This window comes from Brevibacillus agri (assembly GCF_004117055.1).
Taxonomy (GTDB): domain Bacteria; phylum Bacillota; class Bacilli; order Brevibacillales; family Brevibacillaceae; genus Brevibacillus; species Brevibacillus agri.
Genome location: NZ_CP026363.1, coordinates 2179108 through 2193255, shown reverse-complemented (window position 1 = coordinate 2193255; position 14148 = coordinate 2179108). Strand labels below are relative to the sequence as shown.

At 55.8% G+C, this 14148-nt stretch carries 15 protein-coding genes; 8 read left to right on the top strand and 7 right to left on the bottom strand.

The window, feature by feature from the left end:
* Positions 1–63: 63 nt before the first annotated feature.
* The 3 genes from BA6348_RS10945 (at position 64) to BA6348_RS27320 (ending at position 1114) form a co-directional block, all read left to right on the top strand.
* Positions 64–582, top strand: a complete 519-nt coding sequence (locus BA6348_RS10945; protein ID WP_005828244.1) for a TetR/AcrR family transcriptional regulator — start codon at positions 64–66, stop codon at positions 580–582.
* 158 nt (positions 583–740) lie between these two features.
* Complete coding sequence (locus tag BA6348_RS27325) at positions 741–908, top strand: hypothetical protein (RefSeq protein WP_242507476.1); 168 nt, start codon at positions 741–743, stop codon at positions 906–908.
* Positions 872–1114: a DUF3995 domain-containing protein gene (locus BA6348_RS27320; RefSeq protein ID WP_242507475.1), complete on the top strand. Its 243-nt coding sequence runs from the start codon at positions 872–874 to the stop codon at positions 1112–1114. The genes BA6348_RS27325 and BA6348_RS27320 overlap by 37 nt, the downstream gene beginning before the upstream one ends.
* A gap of 388 nt (positions 1115–1502) precedes the next feature.
* On the opposite strand, the gene BA6348_RS10935 is transcribed toward BA6348_RS27320, so the two are convergent.
* The gene (locus tag BA6348_RS10935; protein WP_122953047.1) at positions 1503–2348 is read right to left on the bottom strand and encodes a PHP domain-containing protein; all 846 of its coding nucleotides are present in this window, start codon (positions 2346–2348) and stop codon (positions 1503–1505) included.
* A gap of 109 nt (positions 2349–2457) precedes the next feature.
* Between BA6348_RS10935 and BA6348_RS10930 the strand changes: the two genes are divergently transcribed.
* Positions 2458–2817 (top strand): YugN family protein, encoded by a 360-nt coding sequence (locus BA6348_RS10930; protein WP_005828236.1) that lies wholly within the window; start codon positions 2458–2460, stop codon positions 2815–2817.
* Here BA6348_RS10930 and BA6348_RS10925 read toward each other — a convergent pair.
* On the bottom strand, positions 2787–3731 hold the full coding sequence (locus BA6348_RS10925) for an MBL fold metallo-hydrolase (protein WP_005828234.1): 945 nt from the start codon (positions 3729–3731) through the stop codon (positions 2787–2789). The two genes, BA6348_RS10930 and BA6348_RS10925, sit on opposite strands and share 31 nt — an antisense overlap.
* The gene (locus tag BA6348_RS10920) at positions 3728–4507 is read right to left on the bottom strand and encodes a YitT family protein (RefSeq protein ID WP_005828232.1); all 780 of its coding nucleotides are present in this window, start codon (positions 4505–4507) and stop codon (positions 3728–3730) included. Before BA6348_RS10920 ends, BA6348_RS10925 begins: the two co-directional genes overlap by 4 nt.
* 244 nt (positions 4508–4751) lie before the next feature.
* On the opposite strand from BA6348_RS10920, the gene BA6348_RS10915 reads away from it, so the two are divergent.
* Together BA6348_RS10915 and BA6348_RS10910 are read left to right on the top strand one after the other, a co-directional pair.
* Positions 4752–6122: a hemolysin family protein gene (locus BA6348_RS10915; RefSeq protein ID WP_035987282.1), complete on the top strand. Its 1371-nt coding sequence runs from the start codon at positions 4752–4754 to the stop codon at positions 6120–6122.
* A 104-nt stretch (positions 6123–6226) separates the two neighbouring features.
* Entirely contained in the window at positions 6227–8710 is a 2484-nt protein-coding gene (locus BA6348_RS10910) for a UvrD-helicase domain-containing protein (protein ID WP_122953061.1), read from the top strand.
* Between the two features lie 149 nt (positions 8711–8859).
* On the opposite strand, the gene fabI is transcribed toward BA6348_RS10910, so the two are convergent.
* From fabI to BA6348_RS10900, 3 genes are all read right to left on the bottom strand, one after another.
* Positions 8860–9633 (bottom strand): enoyl-ACP reductase FabI, encoded by a 774-nt coding sequence (gene fabI, locus BA6348_RS10905; protein WP_005828227.1) that lies wholly within the window; start codon positions 9631–9633, stop codon positions 8860–8862.
* A 119-nt stretch (positions 9634–9752) separates the two neighbouring features.
* Complete coding sequence (locus BA6348_RS26645; RefSeq protein WP_005828225.1) at positions 9753–9905, bottom strand: hypothetical protein; 153 nt, start codon at positions 9903–9905, stop codon at positions 9753–9755.
* A gap of 68 nt (positions 9906–9973) precedes the next feature.
* Complete coding sequence (locus BA6348_RS10900; protein WP_007784557.1) at positions 9974–10702, bottom strand: ZIP family metal transporter; 729 nt, start codon at positions 10700–10702, stop codon at positions 9974–9976.
* Between the two features lie 256 nt (positions 10703–10958).
* Here BA6348_RS10900 and BA6348_RS10895 point away from each other — a divergent pair, with 256 nt between their 5' ends.
* Complete coding sequence (locus BA6348_RS10895; RefSeq protein WP_005828220.1) at positions 10959–11576, top strand: MerR family transcriptional regulator; 618 nt, start codon at positions 10959–10961, stop codon at positions 11574–11576.
* 160 nt (positions 11577–11736) lie between these two features.
* Positions 11737–12825 carry an HD-GYP domain-containing protein gene (locus tag BA6348_RS10890; RefSeq protein ID WP_005828218.1) on the top strand — a complete coding sequence of 363 codons (1089 nt, stop codon included), beginning with the start codon at positions 11737–11739 and terminating at the stop codon, positions 12823–12825.
* Between the two features lie 66 nt (positions 12826–12891).
* Here the strand turns inward: BA6348_RS10890 and trpB are convergent, their stop codons facing one another.
* Positions 12892–14058 (bottom strand): tryptophan synthase subunit beta, encoded by a 1167-nt coding sequence (gene trpB / locus BA6348_RS10885; RefSeq protein WP_005828216.1) that lies wholly within the window; start codon positions 14056–14058, stop codon positions 12892–12894.
* Positions 14059–14148 lie beyond the last annotated feature (90 nt).

Below are 14148 nucleotides of genomic sequence, written 5' to 3'. Positions count from 1 at the left end.
GCCCTCGCTATCTGGAATAGGATGGAACCAAAACATACGCTACCGTATTTTCAGAGGTGAACGATGCAATACACACGCGAGGATTGGGTCCGGGCAGCGCTGGATACGCTTGGCGAGTCCGGCATCGAGGCTGTGCGCGTGGAAGCGATCGCGCGCAAGCTACGAATTAGCAAAGGCAGCTTTTACCACCATTTTCAGGACCGCCGCGATTTGCTCGACGCCGTGATCGACTATTGGGAGGAGCACGCCACAGAGCGGATCATCGCGGCCCCCCAAGCGGACGACGCCACTTTGGAGCGGCTGTTGTCGTTTGTTTTTACGACAGAGCGCAAAGTCGAAGCGGCGATGTACGCGTGGGCCAAACAAAACCCGGACTTGGGCAAGCGGCTGGTCGGAATTGAAAAACGGAGAATCGGCTACGTCGCGGCCTTGTACGAAAAAAAGGGGCTGTCCTCCGCCGACGCATCTGCCCGTGCCCACCTGGCTTACCTCGTCTACATCGGCTGGCTGGTGCGCGGGGAGCTGGATGAGCCTTTTGACATCTCCGGGCCTTTGCAGCATTTTTTGACGTGGGACTGTTGAAAGCTTCTTTGCTTGGAAAAGCTTCTCTGCTCGCGAAAAGCTCCCGCAAAAAGGAGTTTTTCACGGCCAAAACATACGGTTGCGTATCTTTTTGTGTGAAAGAGGATAAAAGGGAAAGCCGACACCAAAACGGTGGCAACCCCAAGGAGGCGTTTTTCATGACCACTCTGTTTGTCCTGTCCGCCGCGTTTTTACTCGCTGCTGTATCGCTGCTGCACGTCTACTGGGCTGTTGGCGGAAGCTGGGGAGCCTTGTCGCCATTCCTGTATCCGCGGACAGTGCCCGCCCCTTGTTTCGCCCGGGAAAAGCGGGAACGCTCGCAGTAGCAGGCTTGCTGCTGTTCGTCGACTATTTGCTGCTTGCCAAAAGCGGCTACCTTGCGCCACTGATCGCGCCTGCCCTGATCCAATGTGGCTGCATCGCCTGCGCCGCCGTCTTTTTGCTGCGCGCCATGGGCGACTTTCGCTATGTGGGCTTTTTCAAGAAAGTGACGCACAACTGCCTTCGCCCGCCAGGATACGCGGCTGTTTAGTCCGCTGTGCCTGTGGCTTGGGTTCGCGTTTGTGGCGGTTTTGCTCTAGGAGCAGCAGCAAACGGGGAGCTTCGCCTGCTGCTTTTTGCCCTGGGACTGGGATGGAAAAGCCGATCTGTCTGTACAAAAAGCCCCCTCTTCTGGGTTAGCCAAACTGGCTACAGACAGGGGGCTGACTTTTTTCTGATGAGACAAAAGGCTCCTGCGCTTTGGTTAGTCTTGCCGTCCAGCGATGGGGCATGGCGTTCTGTGCTTTGCACTGGCGAGCTATTGATTCAGGCTCGTTTCCCCTTTTCATTCCCGAGTGATTGAACACCGTGCCCTTTCACTTCCGGGCGAATGACTCGTTCGCCTTTCTCGCTCCCCAATCATTGTCCTGGGCCGCCCGTTACCCCCTCCGCTGCTGCGCTAACTCCCGCAACCGCTCCACGACCTCCAGCGACGCCGTGTGCGAGCCGAGCATGGCGTGAAACGGCTCCTCGCCGCGCCAGCCGTGAAAATCCGAGCCGCCTGTCATGACGAGGCCGTGCTCGTCGGCCCATTTGCTGTAGCGCAGCTTTTGCAGCTCGTCGTTGTCCGGGTGGTTCACTTCGATTCCGTCCAGCCCGAATGCGATCAGTTCGCGCACAAGCTCGTCATCGTCGTACAGTCCCGGGTGCGCCAGCACGGCTACGCCGCCCGCCTCCTGAATCAGCGTGATTGCCTCCTGCGGCGTGATGCGCGGCGGGTTGACGTACGCCGCTCCCCCTTTTCCCAGGTATTTGTCGAACGCTTCTTCCATCGTAGCGACGACGCCAAGCTCGATCAGTTCCTCGGCGATGTGCGGACGGCCGATGTTTTTGTCCGTCCCCTGCTTGCGGCGGTAGACGTTTTCCAGCGTGATCGCAATGCCCAGCTCCTGCAGGCGGGCGATCAGCAGTTGGTTGCGTTGATGGCGCGTCTCGCGCAGGCTCACCAGCCGCTCCTGGAACGCCTGATCTTCGTAAGGCACAAAATAGCCGAGCACGTGAATGTCCTGGCCATTGCCGACCGAGCTTACCTCCACGCCCGGGATGATTTCCACGCCGAGCTTCGCTCCCGCCTCCATCGCTTCGGCTACGCCTGCCACCGTATCGTGGTCCGTAATCGCAAGAGCAGCCAGTCCGGCTTCTTTTGCCAGGCGCACGTTTTCCGCAGGCTCGCAGGTGCCGTCTGACGCCTTTGTATGAGTATGTAAATCTGCTTGCTTGAGCATGTTGCTTCCACTCCTTCTTTTCGTTTTCTCTAAGTCTGAAATCCGCCCACCACTCATAGGATGGTACCAAACCCGAATTTTCTCACAGGTTGAGCCGAGGAGGATGTCCATGCGGTTAAAAAACAAGACCCTGACCGGTGTCGTGCAGCCACTCTCCTATGTCGACAAAATGCTCAGACAGCAGGGGTTTCACCGATCAGGCGGGGACGGCATGCCCACGTATGATGTCGTCATGTACGATTCTGCCAGCAGCAGCACGTATTTCCTGCGCATTCCCACCAATTTCACCAACTCGTCAACAGGCAAAGGCGAGATGACTGTCAAGCTGGGTCATCCGTATCTGGAAGCGAAATTTTACATGAACACCTCGGAAGAAATTTTCTTCATACCGAAATCCGTTCGGGAAGCAGCCGAGCACAAACTGGCAGAGATTGCCGATTACCTGTCTTCTCCCTCCGCTCCATCCTGAACCGTGCTCCACAGCCATCTGTTCGCAGCAAACCGATACGCCACTCTCTTTTCTTTTGCCAGGCCGACGAGATAGCCCATGAAAGCCGTCCGGAACAGGGCGTAGCTTGTCGCGTTCTCGATGGAAATGTGCAAGCGTTCACACAGGAGGGCGAGAGCGTCTTCTACTCCGCGCTCCTCTCTTAAAATGTCTTCGATGACGGCGTAAATCCGTTCATGCCATTCCATATTTTTGTGCACCGCACCTTGAGAGGAGGTGGTGTACGCTCCATGACCGGGCAAATATCCTCTGCAATCGGTCGACAGGAGCTTGCGCAAACTGTTCATCGTCTCATGTGCATCTACGAGAAACGGCAGCTTGTGCTTTTCCAATACTTCTTCACCCAAATAACTGTCCGCGGCAAAGCAAATGTCCTCGCAGATCAGACCGACCTGCTGATAGCTGTGCCCCGGCAGAGAAAGGATCGTAAACGGCACACCGTCGATTTCCAGCATCCCTTCTAATGGAAGGAGGTGGTCCACCCGGGAAGCTTGCGCCAGCAAAAACTTGTTTTTCAGCTCCGCAAGCGGTTCTGCTCCCATGTTCAAGTAGATGGGTTCCAGAACCGGATAGCGGATGATCGCTTCTTCCAGCGGTGGCGCGAATACTTTGGCTTCGGGCCAGCATCCGAGCAGGTAGGCGTTTCCTCCGAAGTGATCGGCATGAGCGTGTGTTTGAATGATCGCGCACAAGGGCTGGGCAATCGCGTCCAGCCCTTTTTTGATTTTTTTGGCGGTTTGCGCCTCCAGTCCGGAATCGATCAGAATCGCTCCGCTGTTGCCGATAACCAGGCCGATGTTGACGTGACCGGGAAAATAGCCGACCCGCTCGGTTATCATTTGCGGTGTATAGGCAGACACGATGTTGTCCCTCATTTCATCCTTTTCCTATTTATTTTCTCCAAAATGTCTGCTTCCCCTGCCCTGTTTGCCGATCTCCCTGCCGCTTTTGCGCGAACAGGCTCGCTTGGGCCGCTTTTTCTTTGCGCAATCGGCGAAAGCGACAGGCCAGGCCCGCGCTTCTCGCGTGTGCCTGCCTGCCAAGTATGCAGCGGACCGATGATCGTATAGGGAGGCTGCTGCCGTCCAAGCCCGCTGAACATGTGCGTCGTCGCCGCTACCGCGATGATGGTCACAAGCGAAAACACCGTGCGCTCCAGCCCGATCGTATGCAGCGAACAGAGGACGATCAACCCGTCGATGGCGAGAATCAGCAGCGCCACAGACATGTTGAAGCGCCTGGCCAAAAATTGCGCCAGCAGGTCGGTCCCCCCTGTATTCGTGTCAAAAGCGAGCATCAGACCGACGCCCATTCCGATCAACACCCCGCCCGTCACCGCTGATGCGGACGTCGACCAACTGTTGAAGCCGCGCAAATCCGAGAGCACGTCGATAAAAAACGAAGAGATCAGCATTCCGTGAAAGCTGTGGAAAAACAGCCTGCGGTCATAAAAAAAGACGAGGACATAAACCGGGATACTGACACCCATCATCACCATTCCGGGCGGCCATTGCATGTAATACGTCGCAAGCAGCCCGATCCCGATCATTCCCCCATCCATGAGGCGGTGCGGCACCAAAAACAGGTTGACGCCAATGGCAACGAGCACACTTCCGACGATGATCGCCACACTTTTTTGCAGCCAGTACACGCGCCTCCCCTCCCCCGGACAACTGCTCGCTTATGTGTATGAAAAGACAGATTCGGGTATGTCCTGACAATGTGCAAAATGCGCCAGAGCAAATCGGAACGTTTTGACTCTTCGGTTGACCTATTGGTATACTTACCTGTAACAAGGAAGATACGAATATTTAGCCGTTTTTGTTCGTACATTTAAAATACACTTAGCGTAACGGAGGTGAATTCTCCGCCTTTCGCACCGCGGGAGGCTGGAGGTGCGCTTGGAGAGTCCGATAGGGGAGATTACGCTGAATCTGCTGCTCGTGGTGTTTTTGGTCCTTCTGAACGGCTTCTTCGTCGCAGCAGAATTCTCGTTGGTAAAAGTTCGCCAAACTCGTCTGGCCCAGCTCGTCAGTGAGGGCAACAACAAACGTGCCCACTACGCGCAAAAGGTCACCCGCGAGCTCGACGCCTATTTATCCGCCTGCCAGCTCGGCATCACGCTGGCATCGCTTGGACTAGGCTGGGTTGGTGAGCCTGCAATCGCCCATTACGTCGAACCCATGATGGCCTATTTTCAATTCCCGTCCTATATGGTGGGGCCCGTTTCGCTTGCCATCGCGTTTGCCATCATCACATTCATGCATATCGTGTTCGGGGAGCTTGCTCCCAAGTCGCTTGCCATCCAGAGAGCGGAAGCAACCTCGCTGTGGACGGCTGCTCCGCTCATGTTTTTCTACAAGCTGAGCTATCCGCTCATCTGGTTTTTAAACGGCGCGGCCAACCTGTTCATCCGGCGTCTGGGCATCGAGCCTGCCCGGGAAAACGATCCGGCCCATACAGAGGAAGAAATCCGGCTGCTCGTCAACCAGAGCCATAAGAGCGGGCATATCGACCAGACGGAAATGGCCCTCGTGGACAACGTGTTCGAGTTTTCCGAACGCCTTGCCCGGGAAATTATGATCCCGCGCATCGACATGATTTGCCTGTACGACGACAACACATTTGACGAAAATCTCCAAATTATCCGGCAATCCCGCCATTCGCGCTTCCCTGTCGCGCACGAAGACAAAGACAGGCTGATCGGCTTCGTTCACACGTCCGACTTTTTCCTGTCGGCGCTGACAACCGGGAAAGCCGAGCTGAAAGATTTTCTCCGTCCCCTGCTCACGGTGCCGGAATCGATGGAAATCAGTCACGTATTGCGGCTGATGCAAAAACGCCGCTCGCAAATTGCGATTGTCATTGACGAGTACGGCGGTACGGCGGGTATTTTGACCATGGAGGACATTCTGGAAGAAATTGTCGGCGACATCCAGGACGAATTTGATGAGAACGAGCGCCCGGAAATCGAAGAAAGCGCAAGCAATGCCCTCTCCGTTTCCGGCAAAACGCTTTTGACCGAGCTGAACGATTTTTTGACCATCGAGATCGTCTCCGATGAGGTCGACACGATCGCCGGTTGGCTCTACAGCCAGTTAAACGAGGAAGTGACGCTCGGAAAAGCCGTCATGTACCAGGGCTATCTGTTCACCATCAGCGAGCTGGAAAACCATCGCATCACCCGTGTAGCGATCACCCATCTGGATGAGGAAGATTCAGCCGCCCTTCCCGACGATACGATTTTACTGCACGCTCAATCGTAAAGAACGACTTTTTTGGCACGTGTCCCCTGCCGCCAGGGGGCACTTCTTGTTTCCACGGTCCGCGTACGACTTTGACAAAGAAGCTGCTTTATCGAGGTGTCATCATGAACTATGCGTTACTAGACAACAAACCTATCCTGTTGCAGCCCGAGACTTACAACCGCATCCCGTACTGGCGCATGGCCGCCCGGCAGGACAAGGTTCGCTGTCCAGCCTGTACCGCCGCGCTGCGCCTGATTGCCGGAATCAGCTTTGAGCCGTACTTCGCGCATCCGGAGGGAGCCGTCTGCCCGCTTTTGGCGCAAGACAGCTCTGCTTCCATGGAGTGGCTGCAAGCTTTGGACGAGACTGCTGCGGCCGTTCTGCACCCGCTTGTGACTGGCGCAAGCCCTGGTGCTGCGACTGACGCTGCGCCCGCTCTCGCTGATGATCCGCATACGCGCGCGCCTGAGCACGCGGCTGCTGCCGACAGTTCGCTCGCCTTTTCGGATGCGGCCGTCCCGGCTCCGGCACAAACGCCAGACGAGCCTGCTGCCCGGGAAGAAGACACGGCGATGATCGGCTCTTTTCGCTTGCCGAAAAAAAGGGCGATTGGCAGCACGGTCACGCCTGCACCGCCTCCGTCAAAGCCTCCGGTCTTTCGCAAACGGTTTATGCCCAAAAAGACGATTGCGCATTTGGCCGAGCAGCAGTTGGACCAGCCGCTTCATCCTACCCAGCAGCAAGCCGTGCAAACGACTGACGGCCCGCTTTTGATCCTCGCCGGAGCCGGCAGCGGCAAGACGCGGGTCATGACGGCCCGCACCGCTCATCTCATCAAAGACTTGGGCGTGGAGCCAAAACGGATCATGGTCGTGACGTTTACGACCAAAGCAGCAGAGGAAATTCGCCAGCGCATCGCCCGGCAACTGCCGTCCGGCCAGGCTCGCGAGCTGATTGCCGGAACGTTCCACAGCATTTTTTACCGCATGCTGTTGCACCATCAGCCAAACGGCTGGGATCAGCAGCGGCTGCTGAAAAAGGACTGGCAAAAGTGGCGGCTGCTGCGCGAAACCGGAGCATTGCTCGGCCATGACGAGCTTATGGCGCTGAAAGAAACGGACATCACCGAAGCGCTCAGCATCGTCAGCCGTTGGAAAAACGAATACATTCTCCCGCAGGAAGCGGCTTTTCGCGAGGCGGCGACCGATGCGGAAAAACGGGCCGCCCAGCTTTACCCGCTCTACGAGGCCGCGAAAAAAAAGCACCAGTGGTTTGATTTTGACGACATGCTGCTCGGCTGCTACGAGCTGTTGCGCGATAACCGCGATCTGCTGCAACGCTACCAGGAGCGGATCACCCACGTCATGATCGACGAGTTTCAAGATATTAACCGCATCCAGTACGAAACGGTCAAGCTGCTCGCCGCACCGCAAAACAACCTGTGCGTCATCGGCGATGATGACCAGTCGATCTACGGCTTTCGCGGCAGTGACCCCCAGTACATATTGGGCTTCACCAAAGATTTTCCGCAAGCTTCCACGATTACGCTGGAAGTCAACTACCGCTCCCACTCCTCGATCGTCAGCCTCGGCTATTCGCTGATCGGCCACAACCGATCTCGCTGGGAAAAAGCGTGCCGGTCGTTCCATCGCGAAGAAGGCGACACGTTTTTGTTCGAACCGGACGACGAAGAAGAGCAGGCATCCCGAATCGTGGATGAAATCGTGCATCGGCGCGAGCAAGGAACGGCGTTCGGCGAGTGCGCGGTGCTGTACCGCACGAACGAGTCGGCCCGGCCGATCCTGGAGCGGCTGAGCGAGGCAGGCATTCCGTTTCACTACACGCAGGAGGAAGACTCGTTTTACCAGCGCCAGACTGTACGCTGGACGTTGCACTATTTGCGGCTGGCGCTCAATCCGGACGATACAGACGCGTTAAAAGAAATTTTGCCGACGCTCTACATCTCCGGCGATGCCTGGAATGCCGTGCGCAGCCAGGCGATTCTCGAGGACAAGCCGATTTTGCACATCCTCCCGCATCTGACCCAGCTCAAGCCCTACCAGCGCAAGCATATGCAAGCGATCAACGACATTCTCGCCGCCTGCAAAGACTGCCCTCCTGCCCAGGCGCTGGAGCTGATTTACGAGGACGGCAAGCTCCGCGAATATTTGAAAAAGCGGGCGCGTGACCGGGAAGATGGCCGGGAACGCTGGAGTGACGAGCTGCAGCAACTTCTCTCTGCCGCCAAGCGCCACGCGACGATCCGCGACTTTTTGGCCTACATCGAGCAGATGATTAGACAGGAAAAAGAGTGGCGCAATCTGCGGCCACTCCCGGATGAAGCTGTACACGTATTGAGTATTCATCGGGCAAAAGGGCTGGAGTACGATCACGTCTTTCTGCCTGATCTGGTCGAAGGCGCCCTGCCGCACGAGTACACGCTGGACGAGCTGCGCAAAGGCGGGGCGACAGCCCTGGAAGAAGAACGGCGCCTGCTATACGTGGCGATTACCCGGGCCCGCCGCAGCCTGTGTATCGGTATCCCCCGGGAGCGCTTCGGACGCAAGACCCGCCCCTCCCGTTTCATCAGCGAAATGGGCCGGTAAATACTGATAGCCGCCGCCCATGTAAATCAGAAACTCTTCCATGTTCGTAATCAATGGAAACATAAGCCAGGCTCCCTTCGTCGCATTTTGGTTAGTATGCGAGCAAAGGGAGCCTGTTATTCATTCGTATGGGCGCAAAACTTGGCCGCTTAGCCGCCGATGATGTTGTATCCGGCGTCTACGTGCAAAATCTCGCCCGTAATGCCTCTGGACAGGTTGCTGAACAGGAAGAGGGCTGTATCGCCTACTTCGGTCTGGTCAATCGTCCGGCGCAGCGGCGCTTTTTCTTCGATTTCTTTCAGAACCGCGTTGAAATTGCGGATGCCTTTTGCCGCCAGGGTGCGGATCGGACCTGCGGAAATCGCGTTGACGCGAATGTTTTCCTTGCCGAGATCGTTCGCGAGGTAGCGCACCGATGCGTCCAGCGCTGCTTTGGCTACGCCCATGACGTTGTAGTTTTGCACGACGCGCTCGCCGCCTAGGTAAGTCAAGGTCACGATGCTGCCGCCTTCTGTCATCAACGGACGAGCTGCGCGGGCAACCGCCACCAGCGAGAACGCGCTGATGTCTTGCGCAAGCGCGTAGCCGTCACGGGAAGTGTTGACAAATTCGCCTTCCAGCTCCTCGGTTTTGGCAAACGCGATGCAGTGCGCCAAGCCGTGAATGACGCCGACTTTTTCCCGAATCGTCGCAAACGCCGCTTCCACTTCTTCATCTTTGGTCACGTCGCAGTTGACCAAGAGCGATTCCTTGCCCAGTTTGGCGGACAGCTCTGCCACGTTTTCGCGCAGACGCTCTCCCTGATAGGTAAAAATCAGGTTCGCTCCTGCGTTGTGCAAAGATTGCGCAATTCCCCAAGCGATGCTGCGGTGGTTCGCTACACCCATGATTACGATATTTTTGCCTTGCAACAATGTATTCATTATGTATTCGCCCCTTCCCAAGCTATTCCCCGCCATTATAACCGATCTTGTCCTTCGTTACGAGAGGGGCGGAAGAAAAGAGCGCGAAACGCTTCGTTTCGACAGCGGCTTTTTGGCTGTTACTCGGCGGCTCCATCCTGTTCAGTCAGCGGCTTTGCAGAAGCAAACGTCCCCCACGTTTCGTCAAAAGGATTCAGCGACGTCCCCATGACCGGGAACTCCGTTACTCCCTGTGCGGCTTCGTCGAACTGGTTCAGATTGGGCTGGTTCATGCTCACAAGACTCCTTCCATCCTGCTGCGATTCCATTGTTTTCTTAGGCTGGCAAGGAGCGCCCCTGTTTATGCATGCAGATGATTGGCATGCATGTACGCCGACAGCACAATGTAGATCAGCACCGCGCCAAAAAAGTAGACGCCGTATTCCGCCCGCCTCGCCTGCACGATATACGGCACGAGGTGGCTTGCTGACACGTACAAAAAAATTCCCGTCGTCATCGCGAGCATCACGCTCGACCAGTCAGGCGGAAAAAACCGTTCGGCAAGCCCGAAGCTGCATGCCCCCACTATCGTGGCAATCCCGAGCGAAGTCGCGCCCCACAATGCTTTTTTCCGGGAGTTCGTCGCGGCGAGCATCAAGGAGGCTACCGTGACCCCATCCGGTATTTTATGCAAAAGCATCGCCAGCAGGACAGACATGCCGACCTCTGCGTCCACCGTCAAGCTCGCCACGAGCGACACCCCTTCGACAAAAGCGTGCAGCAAAAAGCCGCCCAGCACCCCGATCACGCCCGTCGAGCCGATTTCCCCTCCGGCCGCCTTTCCGAGCAGCTCCAGCGCGAACAACGCGGCAAAGCCTACGAGCACAAACGGCATCATCCGCAAGCTTTCCCCCTGGATGACGTGCGGCATCAAGTCCAGCATCGTAATCGCCAGCAACAATCCGGCCCCTGCGCTAATCATCGCGAACAGCGCTTTGCGCGACCAGGCGCGAAGACAGAGCAGAAGCCCGCCGATACAGCTCGCAAGCGCCGCAGCAAGCAAAACAAGCCAAAAGAAAGGTTGCATCATACGGTCCTCTCCTCATCCCGCATGAGTATGGGGACGTGTATTCCTTCCATATGTACGCGCCTGTCCGGGTCAATATGAGTGAGCCAGCCACAATTTGTCCGGCTCGTGACGGAATGACAAAAAACGGAGCACCTGTCCGAAACGGGCGAAATGCCACTACTTTTTAGAACCTTTGTCGATTCTCTCTTACCCGGAAAAAAATGGTGCTATAATGAGTCCACCGGGAATACCGAGGGGAAAAAAGGAGTGATTCGGGATGGATGTACAAGTTTGGATGGCTTCGAAAGAGGTAGCTGATCGCCTTGACGTACATGTTCGTACGCTGCGCAACTGGCTGGACTTGTTCGTACCCGCAAAGGAACGTCTGAAAAATCCGCAGGGTCACTATTTGATTAGCGAAGCGGGCTTTGCCCTCTTGAAAGAAGTGAAGGAACGCAAAGATAGCGGAAACAGCTCGCTCAAGGAAATTCAGCGACAGCTCATAGATGAAGGCCGTTTGTCGGAAGAAATGCTGACTGCCGAAGAGTACGCCAGTGCGGAAGAAACAGCCGTAGCCCTCAGTTCCGGAAGCAACCTGGAAGCAGGCGTGAAGGAAATGGAGCTGGCCGTTCACGAGACGCTGCTGAAGTTCCAGCAGGAGCTGGCCCAGCTTTCCTCGCTGAACAACATGCAGTCGGCCATCCTGCAAAAAATCGCCGACATCGAAGAGATGCAGGAATCGCTGCGCCTGGAGATGCGCCGCGTCACCTTCGAGATGGATTTGATGCAGCAGCGACTGACCCGCCGCAAGGAACGGTACGCCCGCCACGAGCCACGCTGGTCGTTGAATCCGTTTCGCTGGTTTACCCGCTCCGACCGGGCGGCAGAACAGTGAGTTTGGCGAAAAAACGACAAAATGGGAAAAACCGACAATTTTAAGAAGTGACGGCAAGCAGTAGTGCCCTAGACTTTCCATATGATAGAATTGTACTAAGCGAACTGGCAGAATATCAGGACTATTTACATTCTATCGACAAAGGACTGGGGCTTTCGTTGTGAGAAAATTGCATATTACTTCAGTGAAGCCAGGAGATGTTATTGCCAAAAGCATTTTTCAGGAAAACGGGAACGTCCTGCTCGGGATGGGCGTACAACTGACGGAACGCTACATCGAACGCCTCAAGCAATTAGGGATTGATACGCTCTACATTCAGGACAAGCGTACAGACGACATTATCCCGGAAGACGTCATTCGCGATGAGACGCGCAAACAGGCGGTCGATGCCGTGTACAAGAAGATGACCACCCTGATGGACCAGCCGCACATGAAACGCCGTACCTCTCTGCCTGATTTTGGAAGCGCTTTTCAAAAGGTGTTCAAAGAGATATTGCAAGACTTGAGCAGCAGAAAAGACGTGCTCGTCAATCTGTCCAATCTCCACGTAATGGACGGCTATTTTTTTCACCACGCCGTCAATGTCGCTGTGCTCGCAGGTGTGGTTGGCCTGGCAAAAGGCTACAACCAGCAACAGATGCTGGAGCTTGGCATCGGCGCCTTGCTGTTTGACATCGGAATGACCCAAGTGCCAAAAGAGCTGTGGAGCTTGCGCAAAGAGTTGACAGCCGAAGAGCGTCAGCGCCTGCAATACCACACCGAAGAAGGCTTCAATCTCCTGCGCAGCCAGCATAATATTTCCGTCGTTTCCGCGCACTGTGCGCTGCAGCATCACGAGCGCTACAACGGGACGGGCTATCCGCGGCAGCTCTGTGGCAAGGACATTCACGAATACGCGCGCATCGTCGCGATTGCGGACGTCTACGACGCGCTGATCTCGCCGCGCCCTTTTCGGCAAAGCTATTCCCCCTCGGATGCGACCGAGTATTTGTTTGCTTCGGGGAATACGTATTTTGATCTGGAGCTGCTCAAGCTGTTTTTGCAGCACGTCGCCATTTTCCCGATTTCCTCCACCGTTCAGCTCAGTTCGGGACATACGGGCGTCGTCTCGCGGGTCAATCCGCTCGCCGTCAACCGGCCGACGATACGCATCCTGACCAACGAGGACGGCTCCGAGGTCGCTGCGCCGTTTGAAATCAACCTGTACGACAAAGAATGGATGAGCGTCACGATTGTCAAAACATTGTAACAATTCCAGTCATAGAAACAGCAGCCACTCCGCTATCGGAAGGGCTGCTGTTGTTTGCGCTATTTTCTAGTCACGCAACAGGCGAAATACTTGCTCGACGTCTTTGTCGCCGCGACCGGACAGGTTGACGATCACAATCTGCTCCCGCGACAGCGTCGGGGCAAGCTTCAGCGCGTAGGCGATGGCATGGGCGCTTTCCAAGGCAGGGATGATTCCTTCCGTCCGGGACAGCTCCTGGAAAGCGGCGAGCACTTCTTCGTTCGTCACGGTGTAATATTCCGCCCGCCCACTCGTCTTGAGTTGGCTGTGCTCCGGCCCGATGCCTGGATAGTCCAGCCCGGCAGCAATCGAGTACGTTTTTTTCGGCTCTCCCTGTTCATCGAGCAGCACGAGGCATTTGAAGCCGTGAATGACAGCCGGAACCCCTTCGGTCAAGGTCGGGGCCTGGTCTGGCTCCACTCCGATCAGGCGCACGGAAGGCTCGTCAATGTAATGGGCAAAAGCACCGATCGCGTTGCTTCCGCCCCCTACGGCAGCGATGACGGCATCAGGCAACCGCCCTTCCTTCTCCAAAATTTGGCGCTTCGACTCCTCGCTGATGATCGCCTGGAAGTGCTTGACCATCGTCGGGAACGGATGCGGCCCTACAGCAGAGCCTAGCAAGTAAAACGTGTTTTGGTAGTTTTGCACCAAATCGTTCAGCGCTTCGTCTACCGCGTCTTTCAATCGGCCCTGCCCTTTGGACACAGGCACTACTTTTGCCCCTAACAACTCCATCCGGAACACGTTCAGCGACTGGCGCTTCGTATCTTCCTCGCCCATGTAGATGATGCATTCCATGCCAAACATCGCGCACGCTGTCGCCGTCGCCACGCCGTGCTGCCCCGCTCCCGTCTCGGCAATGATCCGGTGGGCGCCCATGCGCTTGGCGAGCAAAATTTGCCCGATGACGTTGTTGATTTTATGGGCACCTGTATGGTTCAAGTCTTCACGTTTCAAGTAAATTTTCGCGCCGCCCAGCTTGTCCGTCAAATGGCGGGCATACGTCAACGGATTTTCCCGTCCGACGTACTCCTTCAAATAATACCGGAACTCTTCGTTGAACTCGGGATCGTCCTTGTACGTCTCAAACTGCTCTGCCAAGTAATCCAATACTTCCTGCAGCTCTGGGGGAACAAAGCTCCCGCCGAATTCACCGAAATATCCCTTTTTGGTCTGCTCTGTCAAAGACATGCTCATCTCTCCTCAGCTATTACTGGACTCTTCTAATTTTTTCAATCATATAAGATAAAAAGAGCGTTTGTCAACGAATGTAAAGTTTAT